The following is a 13,484-nucleotide window of genomic DNA, read 5'->3' as shown; positions in this document are numbered from 1 at the left end:
CACGGGCTGCACTGAGTTCACAGCGGTGCCCCGTGCGGCTCATGGGTCGCGGTGACAGGTCGGTGTCTGGGTGGTGCCGTTCGGTTGTGAGGCCGGTGCCGGTCCGGCGACGCGGGTGCTTGTGGACCTGCAGCGGGGGACAGGGGCAACGAGGGGCAGGTGGATGCCGCGGCCGAGCGTGCGGTCCACGATGGCTCCGCACTTCGCCGAGGCGATCATTCAGGCCACCATGGTCGGGACCGATCGAGTCGTCGGTTGTCTTCCAGGGGCAGAGGGCGCGTATGGACATTCGGCAGCTGGAGTACTTCCTTGCGATTGTCGATCGCGGGGGGTTCAACCGTGCGGCCTCAGCTCTGTATGTGTCGCAGCCGTCGCTGTCGCAGGCCGTGCGGGCGCTGGAGCGTGATCTGGGCTCCGAGCTGTTCCATCGCATCGGGCGCAGGGCGGTGCTGACGGAGGCCGGAAGGGCCCTGATCGAGCCTGCCCGGGAGGCCGTGCGGAGTCTGGAGACGGCGCGGGCGAGTGTCGCGGCGGTGCACGAGCTGCGTGAGGGGCGCCTGGATGTGGCGTCGATGCCGTCGCAGGCGGTGGAGCCGCTGACGACCTTGGTGAGTGCCTTCAGCCACCGGTATCCCGGCGTCTCCGTGGCCATCAAAGCCGCGTTCACCTCGCGTGATGTGATCGACATGGTGCGCACGGGTGCCGTGGAGCTGGGGCTTTTGGCGTCCGCCGGTCCCCTCTCCGACAAGGAGGTCGTCTCCCATGCGCTGGGACGGCAGCGTTTTGTGCTGATGGTGCCGGCCGACGGCCCGTTCGCCGGCCGGACGGCGGTGGAGTGCCGGGAGCTTGCGGGGCAGCGGCTGATCGTCGGGCAGCCGGGTACCGGGATGCGCGCCTACGTCGACGCGCTGCGGGAACAGGGCATCGAGTTCACCGTCGCCGCCGAGACCGAGCACCGCGTCTCGCTCATGCCCCTCGTACTGGCCGGGGTCGGGCTCGCGGTGGTCACGGATTCCTGGCGGGACGTCGCCCGGCGGCTGGGCGCCCGCGTCCTGGACATCGAGCCGGAGACCACCTTGGACATCGCCCTCGTCGGCCGCCGCGGCAGCCTGTCGCCCGCAGCCGCCGCGTTCGTCACGGCCGCCACCTCGGACGCCGACAGCTGATAGGCACCGCTTATAAGGGACATCCGCATTGCGTCTTGGACGCCCCACGGACCGTCTTGCTGCAATCGACGGCATGACGACCAACCACCGCATTGCCCTGATCCCCGGCGACGGCATCGGCGCCGAGGTACTGCCCCCAGCACAGCTGGTGCTCGATGTTCTCGGCCGCCGCCACGGCTTCAGCCTGTCCTACACGTCTTACGACTGGTCGTGCGAGCGGTACCTGCGGGAGGGCGCCATGATGCCCGCCGACGGGCTCGACCAGCTGCGCGACAAGGACGCGATCCTGCTGGGCGCGGTGGGGTATCCGGGGGTGCCCGACCATGTCTCGCTGTGGGGGCTGCTGATCCCGATCCGGCGCAGGTTCCGCCAGTACGTCAACCTCCGGCCCATCCGTGTTTTCGAAGGCATCGACAGTCCGGTGCGCGGCGCACGGGCGGGCGAGGTCGACATCGTCGTCGTGCGGGAGAACGCCGAGGGCGAGTACAGCGAGATCGGCGGACGGCTGAACCAGGGCACGTCCGAGGAACTGGCCGTCCAGGAGGCGGTGTTCACTAGGGCCGGGGTCACCCGTATCGCCGACTACGCGTTCTCGCTCGCCGCCCGCCGCCGGGGGAAGGTCACCTCCGCCACCAAGTCCAACGGCATCATCCACACCATGCCGTTCTGGGACGAGCTGATCGCCGAGCGGGCCGCCGAGCACCCCGGCGTCGCCTGGGACCAGGAGCACATCGACGCGCTGACGGCCAAGTTCGTCCTCGACCCCGCCCGCTTCGACGTCGTCGTCGCCTCCAACCTCTTCGGCGACATCCTCAGCGACCTCGCGGCCGCGGTCGCCGGATCCATCGGCATCGCCCCGGCGGCCAACCTCAACCCCGAGCGGGACTTCCCCTCGATGTTCGAGCCGGTGCACGGCTCCGCCCCCGACATCGCGGGCCAGGGCATCGCCAACCCGCTGGGTGCGATCTGGTCCGCGGCCATGATGCTCGACCACCTCGGCCATCCCGCCGCGGCCAAGGACATCACGGACGCGATCGCCTCGGTCCTGGCCAAGACCGATACCCGTACCCGTGACCTGGGCGGAACCGCGACCACCGCCGAGTTCACCGACAAGCTGATCGAGCTGCTCTGAGCCGTCTCCCCCTCGGTGGGCGGCAGGGACGGCGCCGCCCACCGCTCACCCAACCTGGCGAACCCTCGCCGGCTGCGTGCACTCCTCGGCGACGGAAGAAGTCCTCGCGCAGCCGCGGCACACCGATCTGCACGCATCTCAGGAAGCCGCCCCGGCGCCGCCCAGTCCTGCTCGAGCGCCCCCGGCCATGACGTGAAATCAGGTCGGACACGAGGCGCGTACACGGGCTTCTTCCTCGGGCATCGGTCGCCGCACGGCGACGCGTGTGGCGGCCGACGTGCCCTGTCATGCGCCGGGAACAGCTGCTTCTCCCGCGTCCAGGACCAGCACCGCGACGTGCAGGGACGTGCGCTGCAGACCTGATTCCAGGTCGCAGCCGAGGAGCCGTTCGATGGTGTGCAGACGCTGGTAGTACGCCTGCCGGGACATGCCTGCGTGCTTCGCCGCGACCGACTTGTTCCCGGCCGCCGCCAGATAGGCGCGCAGCGCCGGGAGCAGATCGCCGCCGTTGCGCCCGTCGTGCTCGATGAGCCGGATGAGTTGCCGTTCCGCGTACCGCTGAAGACGGGTGTCCTCCCGCAGGACGCCCAGCAGATCCGGCAGCCGGACGTCGGCGGGCACGTAGAACCACCGCTCCGGGGAGGCCGGTGTGATGGCCTCGGCCGTCTGCTCCGCCTCCTGCCACGACCGGGCGATCCCGCCGAGGTCGGTGACCCCGGGGCCGACGGCGACAACTGCCCGCGGTCCGAGCTCCTCCCGGGCCAGGCGGCCGATCCGCTCGGCGACCGGCTGCCAGGCGCTCGCCTGTGCCAGTGCCATGAGTACGCCGATCCGGCCCGGGGCCGTCTCGCCGACCAGGGCGCGCACGCCCGTGTGCGCCAGCGCCTTCGCGATCCGTTCGTCGAGGTGCTCATCCTCGGTGCCGGTGTACGGGTGGCGGATGACCACGGCGAAGAGCCGGTGCCCGAAGGCCGGGAGCCCCAGTGCCTCGGCGCGGGCGCGGGCGTCGGCGGGGGAGCGGAAACGCCGTTCGTACAAGTCTCGCAGTACGGAGCGGTGGGCCCGGCGCTCCCACCATGCCTGCCCCGCCAGGCGCGCCATGGTCAGCGCGACCGCCGCACGCTCCAGCACCAGGACGTGTTCGGGATCGGGCTCGGCGTTCAGCCGGTCCTCCAGCAAGACCAGCCGCCCCCACGGGCCGTGGTGGTCCTGCACCGGAGCGATCAGCCACCCCTCCGGGCCGCTCGGCGTGATCCTCTCCGGCGTCGGGGCGGCGCGCGAACGCCGCGACCAGGCCGACACCACCGGCTCGTACGGTCGGCCGAGCAGCTCGCAGATCAGGACCCGGTGGGTGAGATCCTCCAGCACCACGGGGGCTCCGGTGAGCTCCGCGGTGGTGTGCACCAGTTCCTCGGGGTCCGCGCCCCGCAGCGTCAGGGCGGTGAAGATGTCCTGGATGTCCCTCCCGCGGCGCAGCAGGGCCCCTTGGGCGTCGAGGATGAGGGCGTGCACCGTCTGCGTGACGTCGATGAACCGGACGCCACGGGCCAGCTCGACCAGCGGCACGTCACGGGCGCGGCACGCCGCCACCAGCTCGTGGGGCACCTTCTGGTACCGGTAACCGAGCTCCACGATCAGGCCGGCCGCGCCGACGTCCGCGAGTTGGTCGACGTAGCCGCGCAGCTCGGAGACGTCCTCGGGGTGCGGCATGCCGGTCGTCAGCACCAGCTCGCCGCCCTCCAGGAAATCGGCGGGGTTGAGCAGCTCGGTGACATGCACCCAGCGCACCTGGCTGTCCAGCTGTGACTCGCCGGCCAGCACACGAGGCATCCCTTCGGCGAGCACGGGCAGGCGCAGTACCTCCCTGACCGTGGGGAAGTGCCCGGTTGCGTGATGTCTGGGCGGCATAGGAGGTGCTTTCATCCGAGGGAATGGCTCACCCTCGCATCGGCCACCCATCGTGACAAGAGTGGGTCCAGCATTTGTACAGCCCGGCCGTTCGCAGTGACAGACCGTCTCGAGAAGGCACCAAGGCGGAACACAGTGTGGGTTGCCCTGCAGGTTCCCCCGGGCGGAAAGTGAACGCCATCCCCAGCGGGACGCGAACCGGAACGGTCCGCACGATGTCTGAGCAGTGCTGGGGCCCGACTGCCACCCACCACACCATCGAGAGGAGCGACCTCATGCGCGTCCCGAAGCGCGTCGCCGTGATCGGTGCCGGCAGCATGGGCAGCCAGGCCATGTGGCGACTGGCCGCCCGCGGAGCCGAGGTGATCGGCTACGACCGGTACGCACCGGGCCACGACCGCGGCGCGGCCGGGGGCGAGAGCCGTATCTACCGGGCTGCCCACCTCGGCGAGCCGGGGTACATTCCGCTGCTGCGGCTGGCGGACCGCATGTGGGAGCAGCTCCAGACGGAGACGGGCCGGTCGCTGCGACGCCGCGGCGGCAGCCTCGTGATGGGAGAGACCGCCTCACCGTCCATGCGCCTCCTCCTGTCCACCAGCGCCGCCCAGGGGCTGGATCACGAGGTCCTGGACCGGGAGGAACTCGCCCGCCGCTACCCGCAGCACCGGCTCGCGGAGGGACACACCGCCGTTCTCGACCGGTTGGGCGCCGTCATCAGGCCGGAGGCGTCGATCCAGGCCGCCGCCGCCCGTGCCGAGCAGCTGGGCGCCCGGCTGCACCGCTACACCACGGTGCGCGAGGTCGTCCCCGCGGCGGGCGGCGGGGTGCGGGTCGTCACCGACCAGGGCACGGACCACGTGGACGCCGCCGTGGTGACCGTGGGCCCCTGGATCAACACCCTGCTCCCGGACCTCCCCCGGACCATCGACATCCGCCGGGTGGTCTGCTCCTGGCACCTGCCCACCCGCCACGACTGGTTCGCGGGCGGTGCCCCTTCCTTCGTGCGCGCCACACCCCACGACTGCTTCGGGATCCCGTCGCCCGACGGTATATCCGTCAAGCTCGGTCTCTCCCTCAAATACCATGCGCCGGTGCCCGAGCCCGAACGGCTCGACCGTACCGTCCGCCCCGAGGAACTCGGCGTCTTCCGCGAGCTCATCGGTGAACTCATGCCCGACCTGAACCCCGACCCCATCAGGACGTCGGCCTACATGGAGGGCTACACGGAGTCCGGAAACCCGCTCGTCGGTCATCTCCCCGGCGAGGACGACATCATCGTCATGGCCGGGTTCTCCGGCAGTGGCTTCAAGTTCTCGCCCGCGATGGGAGAGATCGCCGCCGACCTGGCGCTCGACGGCACCACGCAGCACCCCGTCGACTTCCTCGCTCCGGCAGGAGTCGGCGCCGCCTGATCCCCGCGATCGCCGATGGCATCTCCCATCCTCCATCCCCCAGCCCATCATTCCCCCCCCCCCCACGCCCGACGTCTCTGTCATGAGCATGTCGAAGGGGTCCGCGCCGGCCCTGACCGGTTGCCCGAACAAGAAATCGGAGCACGTCCATGCCCATTCCCTCCTTCCAGTTCCGCCCGAAGTACGTCTCGTTCGACTGCTACGGCACGTTGATCGAGTGGCCGATGACCCCCATCACGCGTGAACTCGTCGGCGACCAGATCCCCGCCGAGCACTGGGACCAGTTCATCAAGGAATTCCGCGGCTACCGCTACGACCGGGTCTGCGGCGATTACTACCCCTACGAGCAGGTGCTGCAGGACTCCTTCGAGCGGGTCTGCCGCAAGTGGGGCATCAACGCGGCCCCGGACGCGGGCAAGCGGTTCGCCGACGGCGTGCGCAGCTGGGGCCCCCACGCCGATGTGCCGGAGCCGCTGAAGAAGATGGGCGAGCACTACAAGCTGGTGATCCTCTCCAACGCCGACGACTCCTTCCTTCAGGAGAGCGTGCCCAGGCTCGGGGCGGACTTCCACGCCGTCTTCACCGCGGAGCAGGCCGGCTTCTACAAGCCCCGGTACGGCGCGTTCGAGTACATGCTCGACCAGCTCGACGCGTCTCCCGAGGACTTCGTGCACGTCGCCTCGCACACCCGCTACGACCACATGCCGATGCACGACATGGGCTTCCGCAACCTGGTCCTCCTGGACCGCGGCTACGACCCGGTCACCCACGGCTACGACTACGTGACCGTCAGGTCCCTGAACGAGCTCAACCAGATGCTGGGCATCTGACGCGCGACGCACACCCGCTCACTCAGCACCTTCTTCCCGACAGCCGCCCGGTCTCGCGTGGCCGCCCATGAGCCCTGCGCGTTTCCGGGCGCCGACTGACGACATCCCACCCCCCCGTTCGATCCGCACGTCGTCCCCGCATCACGGATCCCCGTATCGCCCGTATCACCCGTATCCCCCGTATCCCCCGCGTTCTCCAGGAGGCACCGCCATGAAAACCAACCGGACAGGCCGCAGAACCGTACTCCGCACCGCAGGCGCTGTGGCCGCCGCCATGCAGGTCAACAGGCACTTGGGCATCCCGATCGTCACGACCGCCCTGGCCCTCGCGCTCGCCGCGTGCGGGGCGAGCGGCACTGCGCAGGACGCAGGGTCGAAGAGCACGACGCAGGGCGGGGGTTCCGGTGCGTCGGCCGAGCACACCGATGACATCTCGGTGGGTGTGAAGCCGGATGCGAAGGCGGTGAAGCTGCTGCCCGCGGCGGTGAAGGCCAGGGGCACGTTGTCGGTGGCCATGGATCTGACCAGCCCGCCCACCACGTTCATGGCGTCGGACAACAAGACCCCGATCGGGTTCAACCCGGACATGGCCCGGCTGATCGCCGCCAAGCTGGGGTTGAAGCTGCAGTTCAACAACATCAAGTTCGACACCATCATCACCGGCCTGCAGGCCGGCCGGTACGACTTCACGGCGTCCACGATGGGTGCCACCACGGACCGGCTGAAGGTCCTCGACATGGTCGACTACTTCAAGGCCGGGACCGGAGTGTCCGTCCCTTACGGAAATCCGCAGAAGCTGACCACCCACACGCTGTGCGGGCACCGCGTCGCTGTCACCTCCGGCAGCACTGCGGAGCTGCAGTGGCTGCCGCAGCTGTCCAAGCAGGACTGTACGGACAAGGGCAAGCCGGCCATCAAGGCGGTGAGCCTGCCCAGCGTGAACGACGCTTTGACCCAGCTGGTCTCCAAGCGGATCGACGCGGTGATGTACGACTTCACCGGTCTTCAGTGGGCGGCCACGCAGCAGCCCAAGACGTTCGAGGTCCTCAAGCCCCTGGTGGCCACCAAGACCGTGGCCGTGGCGCTGAAGAAGGACTCTGCGCTGACTCCCGCGGTGAAGGCCGCCATCCAGTCGATCATCGACAGCCCCAAGTACGCCCAGGCGCTGGGCCGCTGGGGTTTCGATGACCTGGGGATCAAGACCGCGGCCATGGCCGTCCCGCAGGACTGACAGGCCGATGGACGTGATCGAGACGACGACCAGGAGCCGACCGGTGCCCCAACTACTGGCCGAAGAAAAGAAGCGGGTCACGCCGAAACGTCCGCGCGACTACGTCGCCTGGGCCGTCGCGATCGCGATCGTCACCGGTCTGGTGTGGACCGCGGTGACGAACGAGAACTATCGCTGGCCGGTGGTGTTCAGCTACTTCACCACCCAAACCATCCTCAACGGCCTGCTGATCACGCTCGTTCTGACCGTGGCGAGCATGGCGCTGGGCACGCTGCTCGGGTTGCTGCTGGCGGTGATGCGTATGTCGCGCCAGCGGCCCATCTCCGGGCTGGCCCAGCTCTACATCGCCTTCTTCCGCGGCACCCCGGTGCTCGTGCAGCTGATCTTCTGGTTCAACATCGCCGCGCTGTACCCGAACATCTCCATCGGCATCCCGTTCACCTCTATCTCCATGCCGGTGAACGTGAACGCGATCATGACACCGATGACCGCGGCCGTGGTGGGGCTGACGCTGAACCAGGCCGCGTACATGTCGGAGATCATCCGTGGCGGGTTCGCGTCGGTCAGTCGCGGACAACACGAGGCGGCGGAGTCGCTGGGCATGTCGGGGTTCACCAAGCTCCGGCATGTGATCATCCCGCAGACCATGCCGGCGGTCATCCCGGCCACCGGCAACCAGGTGATCGGCATGCTCAAGGAGACCTCGCTGGTGAGCGTGCTCGGCGTCGCCGACCTGCTGAACAGCGCACAGTCCATCTACGCCCGCACCTACCAGACGATACCGCTGCTGATCGTGGCCAGCCTCTGGTACCTGATCATGACGCTGGTGCTGAGCGTGCCGCAGTCCATGATCGAGCGCCGTTTCTCCCGCTCCACCCGGACGCGGCTGACCCCGGCCGCCACGTCGGCCGAGCCGGGGGCCGGCCAGCCAGTTCCCATCACGAGGGAGTCCCTGCTGTGAACGCCGACGGAACGATCGTCGCACGCAAGCTGTGCAAGAGCTTCGGACGTCACCAGGTCCTGCGTGACATCGACCTGACCGTCGCGGCCGGGGAGATCTCCTGCATCATCGGGCCCAGCGGATCCGGCAAATCGACCCTGCTGCGGTGCATCAACGGCCTGGAGACCGTCGACCGCGGAGTCCTGAAGGTCAACGGGGAGGACTTCGGCTACGTCGAGAAGGACGACGCCTACCACGCCGTGCGCCCCAAGCGACTGGCCGAGCAGCGCGCCCGCATCGGCATGGTGTTCCAGCAGTTCAACCTGTTCCCCAACATGACCGCCGAGAGCAATGTCATGTCCGGACCGGTGCTGGTGAAGAAGAAGGACCGCGCCACCAGCCGGGAGCAGGCGCGAGAACTGCTGGCCAAGGTCGGCCTCGAGGGGTGCGGCCACAAGTACCCCGCCCAGCTCTCCGGCGGCCAGCAGCAACGCGTGGCCATCGCCCGCGCGCTTGCGATGGAACCCACCATCATGCTGTTCGACGAACCCACCAGCGCACTGGACCCCGAACGCGTGGGCGAAGTACTCACCGTCATGCGCGACCTCGCCGGCAACGGCATGACCATGCTGCTCGTCACCCACGAGATGGGCTTCGCCCGCGAGGTCGCCGACGAGGTCCTCTTCATGGACGGCGGCATCGCGGTCGAACGCGGCGACGCCCGCGAAGTCCTGGCCAACCCACGCGAGAAACGAACCCAGGCCTTCCTCGAAAAAGTGCTGTAGAAGCGGCTGGGACACGCGACAGCGGCGCCGGCAGCGAATCCGGAGAAGACGCCGGCCGACTGCGGCCGACGTGACTTCCGCAGCCTGCCGGTCCCGGTCTTCAACGCCCTCAGTTCGACGTCAATCCGACCGTCACAGCGCTGACAGCGCCGTCGGCCGGGCCCCTGGTGGTGCCGGCCGCCTCCACATCGAAACTCCCCGCTAAGGACCCGACATGAAGACGATTCCCTACTGGATAGAAACCGCTGGGGCGTTTCCCGACCGGTCCGGCAAGCCGCTGACCGAGGACACGGACCTGGTGGTCGTCGGCGCCGGCCTGACGGGTCTGTCCACCGCCCTGCACTCCGCCCGCAAGGGCGCCCGCGTCACCCTCGTCGAGAAGGGCCAGATCGGCTCCGGTGCCTCCGCCCGCAACGGCGGCATGGCCAACCTGGGCTTCACCATCGGCGTACACCAGGCCATCCGCCGGTACGGACTCGAACGGGCCCGCGAGATCTACAACTCCTACGGCGAGGCCGTGGACACCGTCGAGCGGCTCGTGAACGAGGAGTCCATCGACTGCCAGTTCCGCCGCGTCGGACGCCTGGGCCTCGCGTCCCGCCCCGCCCACTTCGAGAGCAAGAAGGCCCAACAGCGCGACCTGGCCAAGTACTTCGGACACGAGACCACTTTGATCGGCAAGTCCGAGCTGCGTTCCGAGATCGGCTCCGACGCCTACCACGGCGGCCTGCTCGACCCGTTCAGCGCGGCCCTGCACGTCGGCCGCTTCGTGCGCGGTATGGCCGAGGCGTGCGAGCGCACCGGTGTGGAGATCCACGAGCGTAACGCGGCCATCGGCGTGCGGCGTACCGCCGCCGGCCGTTTCGAGGTCAGCACCGAGCGCGGTGTCATCCGTGCCGGGCAGGTCCTGATGGCCACCGACGCCTACACCGACAAGAACTTCCCGTGGCTGCGCCGCCAGCAGGTCTGCGTGGGCAGCTTCATCATCGTGACCGAACCGCTCGGCGAGGCGCTCGCCCGGGACATCATCCCGAAGGCCCGCCTCATCGTGGACTCCAACAAGGTCTGCCACTACTTCCGGCTCACCCCGGACAACCGGCTGCTGTTCGGCGGCCGCGCCCGCTTCGCACCGTCCGACCCCACCTCGGACAAGAAGAGCGGGGCCGTCCTGTTCCGTGAGATGTGCGAGATCTTCCCCCAGCTCTCCCGCACCAGGATCGAGTACCTGTGGGGCGGCTCCGTCGGCTTCGCCATGGACCGCATCGTGCACGCCGGGCAGACCGAGGACGGCGTCTACTACTCCATGGGATACGCCGGCCACGGCGTGCAGATGGCCACCCACATGGGGCAGGTCATGGCCGAGGTGATGGACGGCCACCCCGAGGTCAGCCCCGTCCGCGACATCGCCCCGCCCCGCATCCCCCTCTACAACGGCACCGCCTGGTTCCTGCCCTTCGCGGGCGCCTACTACAAAACACTCGACCGCATCCGCTGACCGGTCGGCAGCCCCTCTACACCTACAAGGAGATACCCACGATGACTGTCGTCCGTGATGTTCCCAAGCAGCTGTTCATCGGCGGCGATTGGCAGGACGCGGAGTCCGGCCGGACCCTGTCCGTCGACAACCCGGCCACCGGCGAGGAACTGTGCCAGGTCGCCGACGCCTCACCAGCCGACGGCCGGCGTGCCGTCAAGGCGGCGGTCGCCGCGCAGGCCACCTGGGCCGCCACCCCGCCGCGCGTGCGCAGCGAGATCCTGCGCCGCGCCTACGACATCATCATCGCGCGCACCGAGGACCTCGCACTGCTGATGACCCTGGAGATGGGCAAGCCCCTGGCCGAGGCGCGTGCCGAAGTCGCCTACGCGGCGGAGTTCTTCCGCTGGTTCTCCGAGGAGGCCGTCCGCATCGACGGCGGCATGATGACCGCCCCCGACGGCAGGAACCGCCTGCTGGTCACCCGTCAGCCCGTCGGCCCCTGTCTGCTCATCACTCCCTGGAACTTCCCCCTGGCGATGGGCACCCGCAAGATCGGCCCCGCCATCGCCGCCGGCTGCACCATCGTCCTCAAACCCGCCCCTCAGACCCCCCTGTCCAGCCTCGCGCTGGCAGAGATCCTCACCGAAGCGGGTCTGCCGGCCGGTGTGCTGAACATCGTCACCACCTCCGACGCCGCCGGTGTCGTCGAACCCCTTCTGCGTGGCGGGCAGATCCGCAAGCTCTCCTTCACCGGCTCCACCCAGGTCGGCCGGATCCTGCTGGCCCAGTGCGCCGACACCGTCATCCGCACCTCCATGGAACTGGGCGGCAACGCCCCCCTCATCGTCTTCGACGACGCCGACCTCGACGTGGCCGTCGAGGGCACCATGGTCGCCAAGATGCGCAACATGGGCGAGTCCTGCTGCGCGGCCAACCGCATCTTCGTCCACTCCTCCGTCGCCGAGGAGTTCGCCTCCCGTCTCGCCGCACGCATGGCTGCCCTCACCGTCGGGCCCGGCACCGAACCCGGCACCGACGTCGGCCCCCTTATCGACGTCGCCGGCCGCAGCAAGGCGCACGACCTGGTGCGGGACGCCGTCAAGCGGGGCGCCACCGTCCTGACCGGGGGTGAACTCCCCGAAGGGCCTGGCTGCTTCTACCCGCCCACCGTCCTCACCGGTATCGCCCCCGACTCCGCGATCATCGACACCGAGATCTTCGGCCCCGTCGCCGCGATCCGCACCTTCGAGACCGAGGACGAGGCCGTCGCCGCCGCCAACGACACCGAATTCGGTCTGGCCGCCTACCTGTTCACCCAGAACCTCGACCGTGCCCTGCGCGTCGCCGAACGCCTCGAAAGCGGCATGATCGGCATCAACACCGGACTGGTCTCCAACCCCGCCGCGCCCTTCGGCGGGGTCAAGCAGTCCGGCCTGGGCCGCGAAGGCGGACGCGTCGGCATCGACGAGTTCCTGGAGTACAAGTACATGGCCGTCCCCGTCGGAGCCTGACATGCGCGACCGACTCGTCGTCCTCTACCGCGGCAACCGGCCCCCCGCCACCGCACGCATCGAAAGCCTCGCGGACACCGTATACGCCACCGAGGAGGAACTGCCCTACCTCCTGCCCGGCGCCGACGTCCTGCTGGCCTGGGTGAACATCACCCCGGCCATCCGCGAGGCGTGGCCCGACGATCCGCAGAAGGCGCCCCGCTGGGTCCACGCGTCCTCCGCGGGCGTGGACTCCTTCCTGTTCCCCGCCCTGGTGGACGATCCGGGCGTAGTCCTGACCAATGCCCGCGGGGTCTACGAGCAGCCGACCGCCGAGTACGTCCTCGGCCTGATCCTCGCCCTCGCCAAGGACTTCCCCGGCACCTGGGAGCACCAGCGGCGCCGCGAGTGGCGTCCGCGCCCCAGTGACGGCATCACCGGACGCACCGTGCTGGTCTGGGGGACGGGGCCGATCGGCCGGGCCATCGCCCGGCTGCTGCGCGCCGTCGGGATGCGGGTGAGCGGGGCGGGCCGCACCTCCCGCACGGACGACCCCGACTTCGGCACGGTCCACAGTGCGACGACCCTGCGGTCCGCCCTGACGGAAGCGGACTACGTCGTCCTGGCCGCCCCCCTCACGCAGGACACCCGGGGCATGGTCGACGCCCCCGTGCTCGCCGCCATGAAGCCGGGGGCGCGGCTGATCAACGTAGGCCGGGGCGGACTCGTCGACGAGGAGGCGCTGGTCGACCACCTCGCCGCCGGACGGCTCGCCGGTGCAGCCCTGGACGTGTTCGCCCAGGAACCGCTGCCGGCCGAATCTCCCCTGTGGAACATGCCCGGCGTGATGATCTCCCCGCACACGGCGGGCGAGACCACCAGCGAGCGGGAGGCACTCATCGAGGTGTTCTTCGACAACTTCACCCGGCACATCGAGGGCCGGCCGCTGCGCAACGTGGTGGACAAGCGGCGCGGATACGTGGTCGACGACACGCACCCCGCCTGAAGGCGAGTAGCACGCGCCCCGGCCGGGCGGAGTTACCGGCCCAAGAAGGTCCTGGAGCTGTCGCTCCGCGAGGCCCTTCAGCTGGGCCACAACTACATCGGCACGGA

At 69.3% G+C, this 13,484-nt stretch carries 11 protein-coding genes; 10 read left to right on the top strand and 1 reads right to left on the bottom strand.

The window, feature by feature from the left end; all coding sequences use genetic code 11:
* The first annotated feature begins 281 nt into the window (after positions 1-281).
* Positions 282-1,166: a LysR family transcriptional regulator gene (locus tag ABZZ74_RS46885; protein WP_356950238.1), complete on the top strand. Its 885-nt coding sequence runs from the start codon at positions 282-284 to the stop codon at positions 1,164-1,166.
* Between the two features lie 73 nt (positions 1,167-1,239).
* Positions 1,240-2,298 carry a tartrate dehydrogenase gene (locus ABZZ74_RS46880; protein ID WP_356950237.1) on the top strand — a complete coding sequence of 353 codons (1,059 nt, stop codon included), beginning with the start codon at positions 1,240-1,242 and terminating at the stop codon, positions 2,296-2,298.
* Positions 2,299-2,583: 285 nt separating this feature from the next.
* On the opposite strand, the gene ABZZ74_RS46875 is transcribed toward ABZZ74_RS46880, so the two are convergent.
* Positions 2,584-4,206, bottom strand: coding sequence for a PucR family transcriptional regulator ligand-binding domain-containing protein (locus ABZZ74_RS46875; RefSeq protein WP_356950236.1), 1,623 nt, complete (start codon positions 4,204-4,206; stop codon positions 2,584-2,586).
* A 275-nt stretch (positions 4,207-4,481) separates the two neighbouring features.
* Between ABZZ74_RS46875 and solA the strand changes: the two genes are divergently transcribed.
* The 8 genes from solA (at position 4,482) to ABZZ74_RS46835 (ending at position 13,377) form a co-directional block, all read left to right on the top strand.
* Complete coding sequence (gene solA / locus ABZZ74_RS46870; RefSeq protein WP_356950235.1) at positions 4,482-5,618, top strand: N-methyl-L-tryptophan oxidase; 1,137 nt, start codon at positions 4,482-4,484, stop codon at positions 5,616-5,618.
* Positions 5,619-5,767: 149 nt separating this feature from the next.
* A complete protein-coding gene (locus tag ABZZ74_RS46865; protein WP_356950234.1) occupies positions 5,768-6,448 on the top strand; it encodes a haloacid dehalogenase type II in 681 nt (226 codons plus the stop codon).
* A gap of 211 nt (positions 6,449-6,659) precedes the next feature.
* Positions 6,660-7,679, top strand: coding sequence for an ABC transporter substrate-binding protein (locus ABZZ74_RS46860; protein ID WP_356950233.1), 1,020 nt, complete (start codon positions 6,660-6,662; stop codon positions 7,677-7,679).
* 7 nt (positions 7,680-7,686) lie between these two features.
* Complete coding sequence (locus tag ABZZ74_RS46855; RefSeq protein WP_356950232.1) at positions 7,687-8,640, top strand: amino acid ABC transporter permease; 954 nt, start codon at positions 7,687-7,689, stop codon at positions 8,638-8,640.
* Entirely contained in the window at positions 8,637-9,404 is a 768-nt protein-coding gene (locus tag ABZZ74_RS46850) for an amino acid ABC transporter ATP-binding protein (RefSeq protein WP_356950231.1), read from the top strand. The genes ABZZ74_RS46855 and ABZZ74_RS46850 overlap by 4 nt, the downstream gene beginning before the upstream one ends.
* Positions 9,405-9,618: 214 nt before the next feature.
* A complete protein-coding gene (locus ABZZ74_RS46845) occupies positions 9,619-10,899 on the top strand; it encodes an FAD-binding oxidoreductase (RefSeq protein WP_356950230.1) in 1,281 nt (426 codons plus the stop codon).
* 41 nt (positions 10,900-10,940) lie between these two features.
* Complete coding sequence (locus ABZZ74_RS46840; protein ID WP_356950229.1) at positions 10,941-12,392, top strand: NAD-dependent succinate-semialdehyde dehydrogenase; 1,452 nt, start codon at positions 10,941-10,943, stop codon at positions 12,390-12,392.
* 1 nt (position 12,393) lies between these two features.
* The gene (locus tag ABZZ74_RS46835; RefSeq protein WP_356950228.1) at positions 12,394-13,377 is read left to right on the top strand and encodes a D-2-hydroxyacid dehydrogenase; all 984 of its coding nucleotides are present in this window, start codon (positions 12,394-12,396) and stop codon (positions 13,375-13,377) included.
* Positions 13,378-13,484: the final 107 nt, after the last annotated feature.

This window comes from Streptomyces sp. NPDC006476, assembly GCF_040612015.1.
Taxonomy (GTDB): domain Bacteria; phylum Actinomycetota; class Actinomycetes; order Streptomycetales; family Streptomycetaceae; genus Streptomyces; species Streptomyces griseorubiginosus_B.
Note: the sequence above shows the minus strand (reverse complement) of the source record. Positions and strands in the feature narration are given on the sequence as shown.

What these genes read in the sequence shown, in the direction of transcription:
- ABZZ74_RS46840 (WP_356950229.1), top strand. Translation starts at nt 10,941, where the DNA reads ATGACTGTCGTCCGTGATGTTCCCAAGCAGCTGTTCATCGGCGGCGAT.
- ABZZ74_RS46865 (WP_356950234.1), top strand. Translation starts at nt 5,768, where the DNA reads ATGCCCATTCCCTCCTTCCAGTTCCGCCCGAAGTACGTCTCGTTCGAC.
- ABZZ74_RS46885 (WP_356950238.1), top strand. Translation starts at nt 282, where the DNA reads ATGGACATTCGGCAGCTGGAGTACTTCCTTGCGATTGTCGATCGCGGG.
- ABZZ74_RS46875 (WP_356950236.1), bottom strand. Translation starts at nt 4,206, where the DNA reads ATGCCGCCCAGACATCACGCAACCGGGCACTTCCCCACGGTCAGGGAG.
- solA (WP_356950235.1), top strand. Translation starts at nt 4,482, where the DNA reads ATGCGCGTCCCGAAGCGCGTCGCCGTGATCGGTGCCGGCAGCATGGGC.
- ABZZ74_RS46860 (WP_356950233.1), top strand. Translation starts at nt 6,660, where the DNA reads ATGAAAACCAACCGGACAGGCCGCAGAACCGTACTCCGCACCGCAGGC.
- ABZZ74_RS46835 (WP_356950228.1), top strand. Translation starts at nt 12,394, where the DNA reads ATGCGCGACCGACTCGTCGTCCTCTACCGCGGCAACCGGCCCCCCGCC.
- ABZZ74_RS46855 (WP_356950232.1), top strand. Translation starts at nt 7,687, where the DNA reads ATGGACGTGATCGAGACGACGACCAGGAGCCGACCGGTGCCCCAACTA.
- ABZZ74_RS46880 (WP_356950237.1), top strand. Translation starts at nt 1,240, where the DNA reads ATGACGACCAACCACCGCATTGCCCTGATCCCCGGCGACGGCATCGGC.
- ABZZ74_RS46845 (WP_356950230.1), top strand. Translation starts at nt 9,619, where the DNA reads ATGAAGACGATTCCCTACTGGATAGAAACCGCTGGGGCGTTTCCCGAC.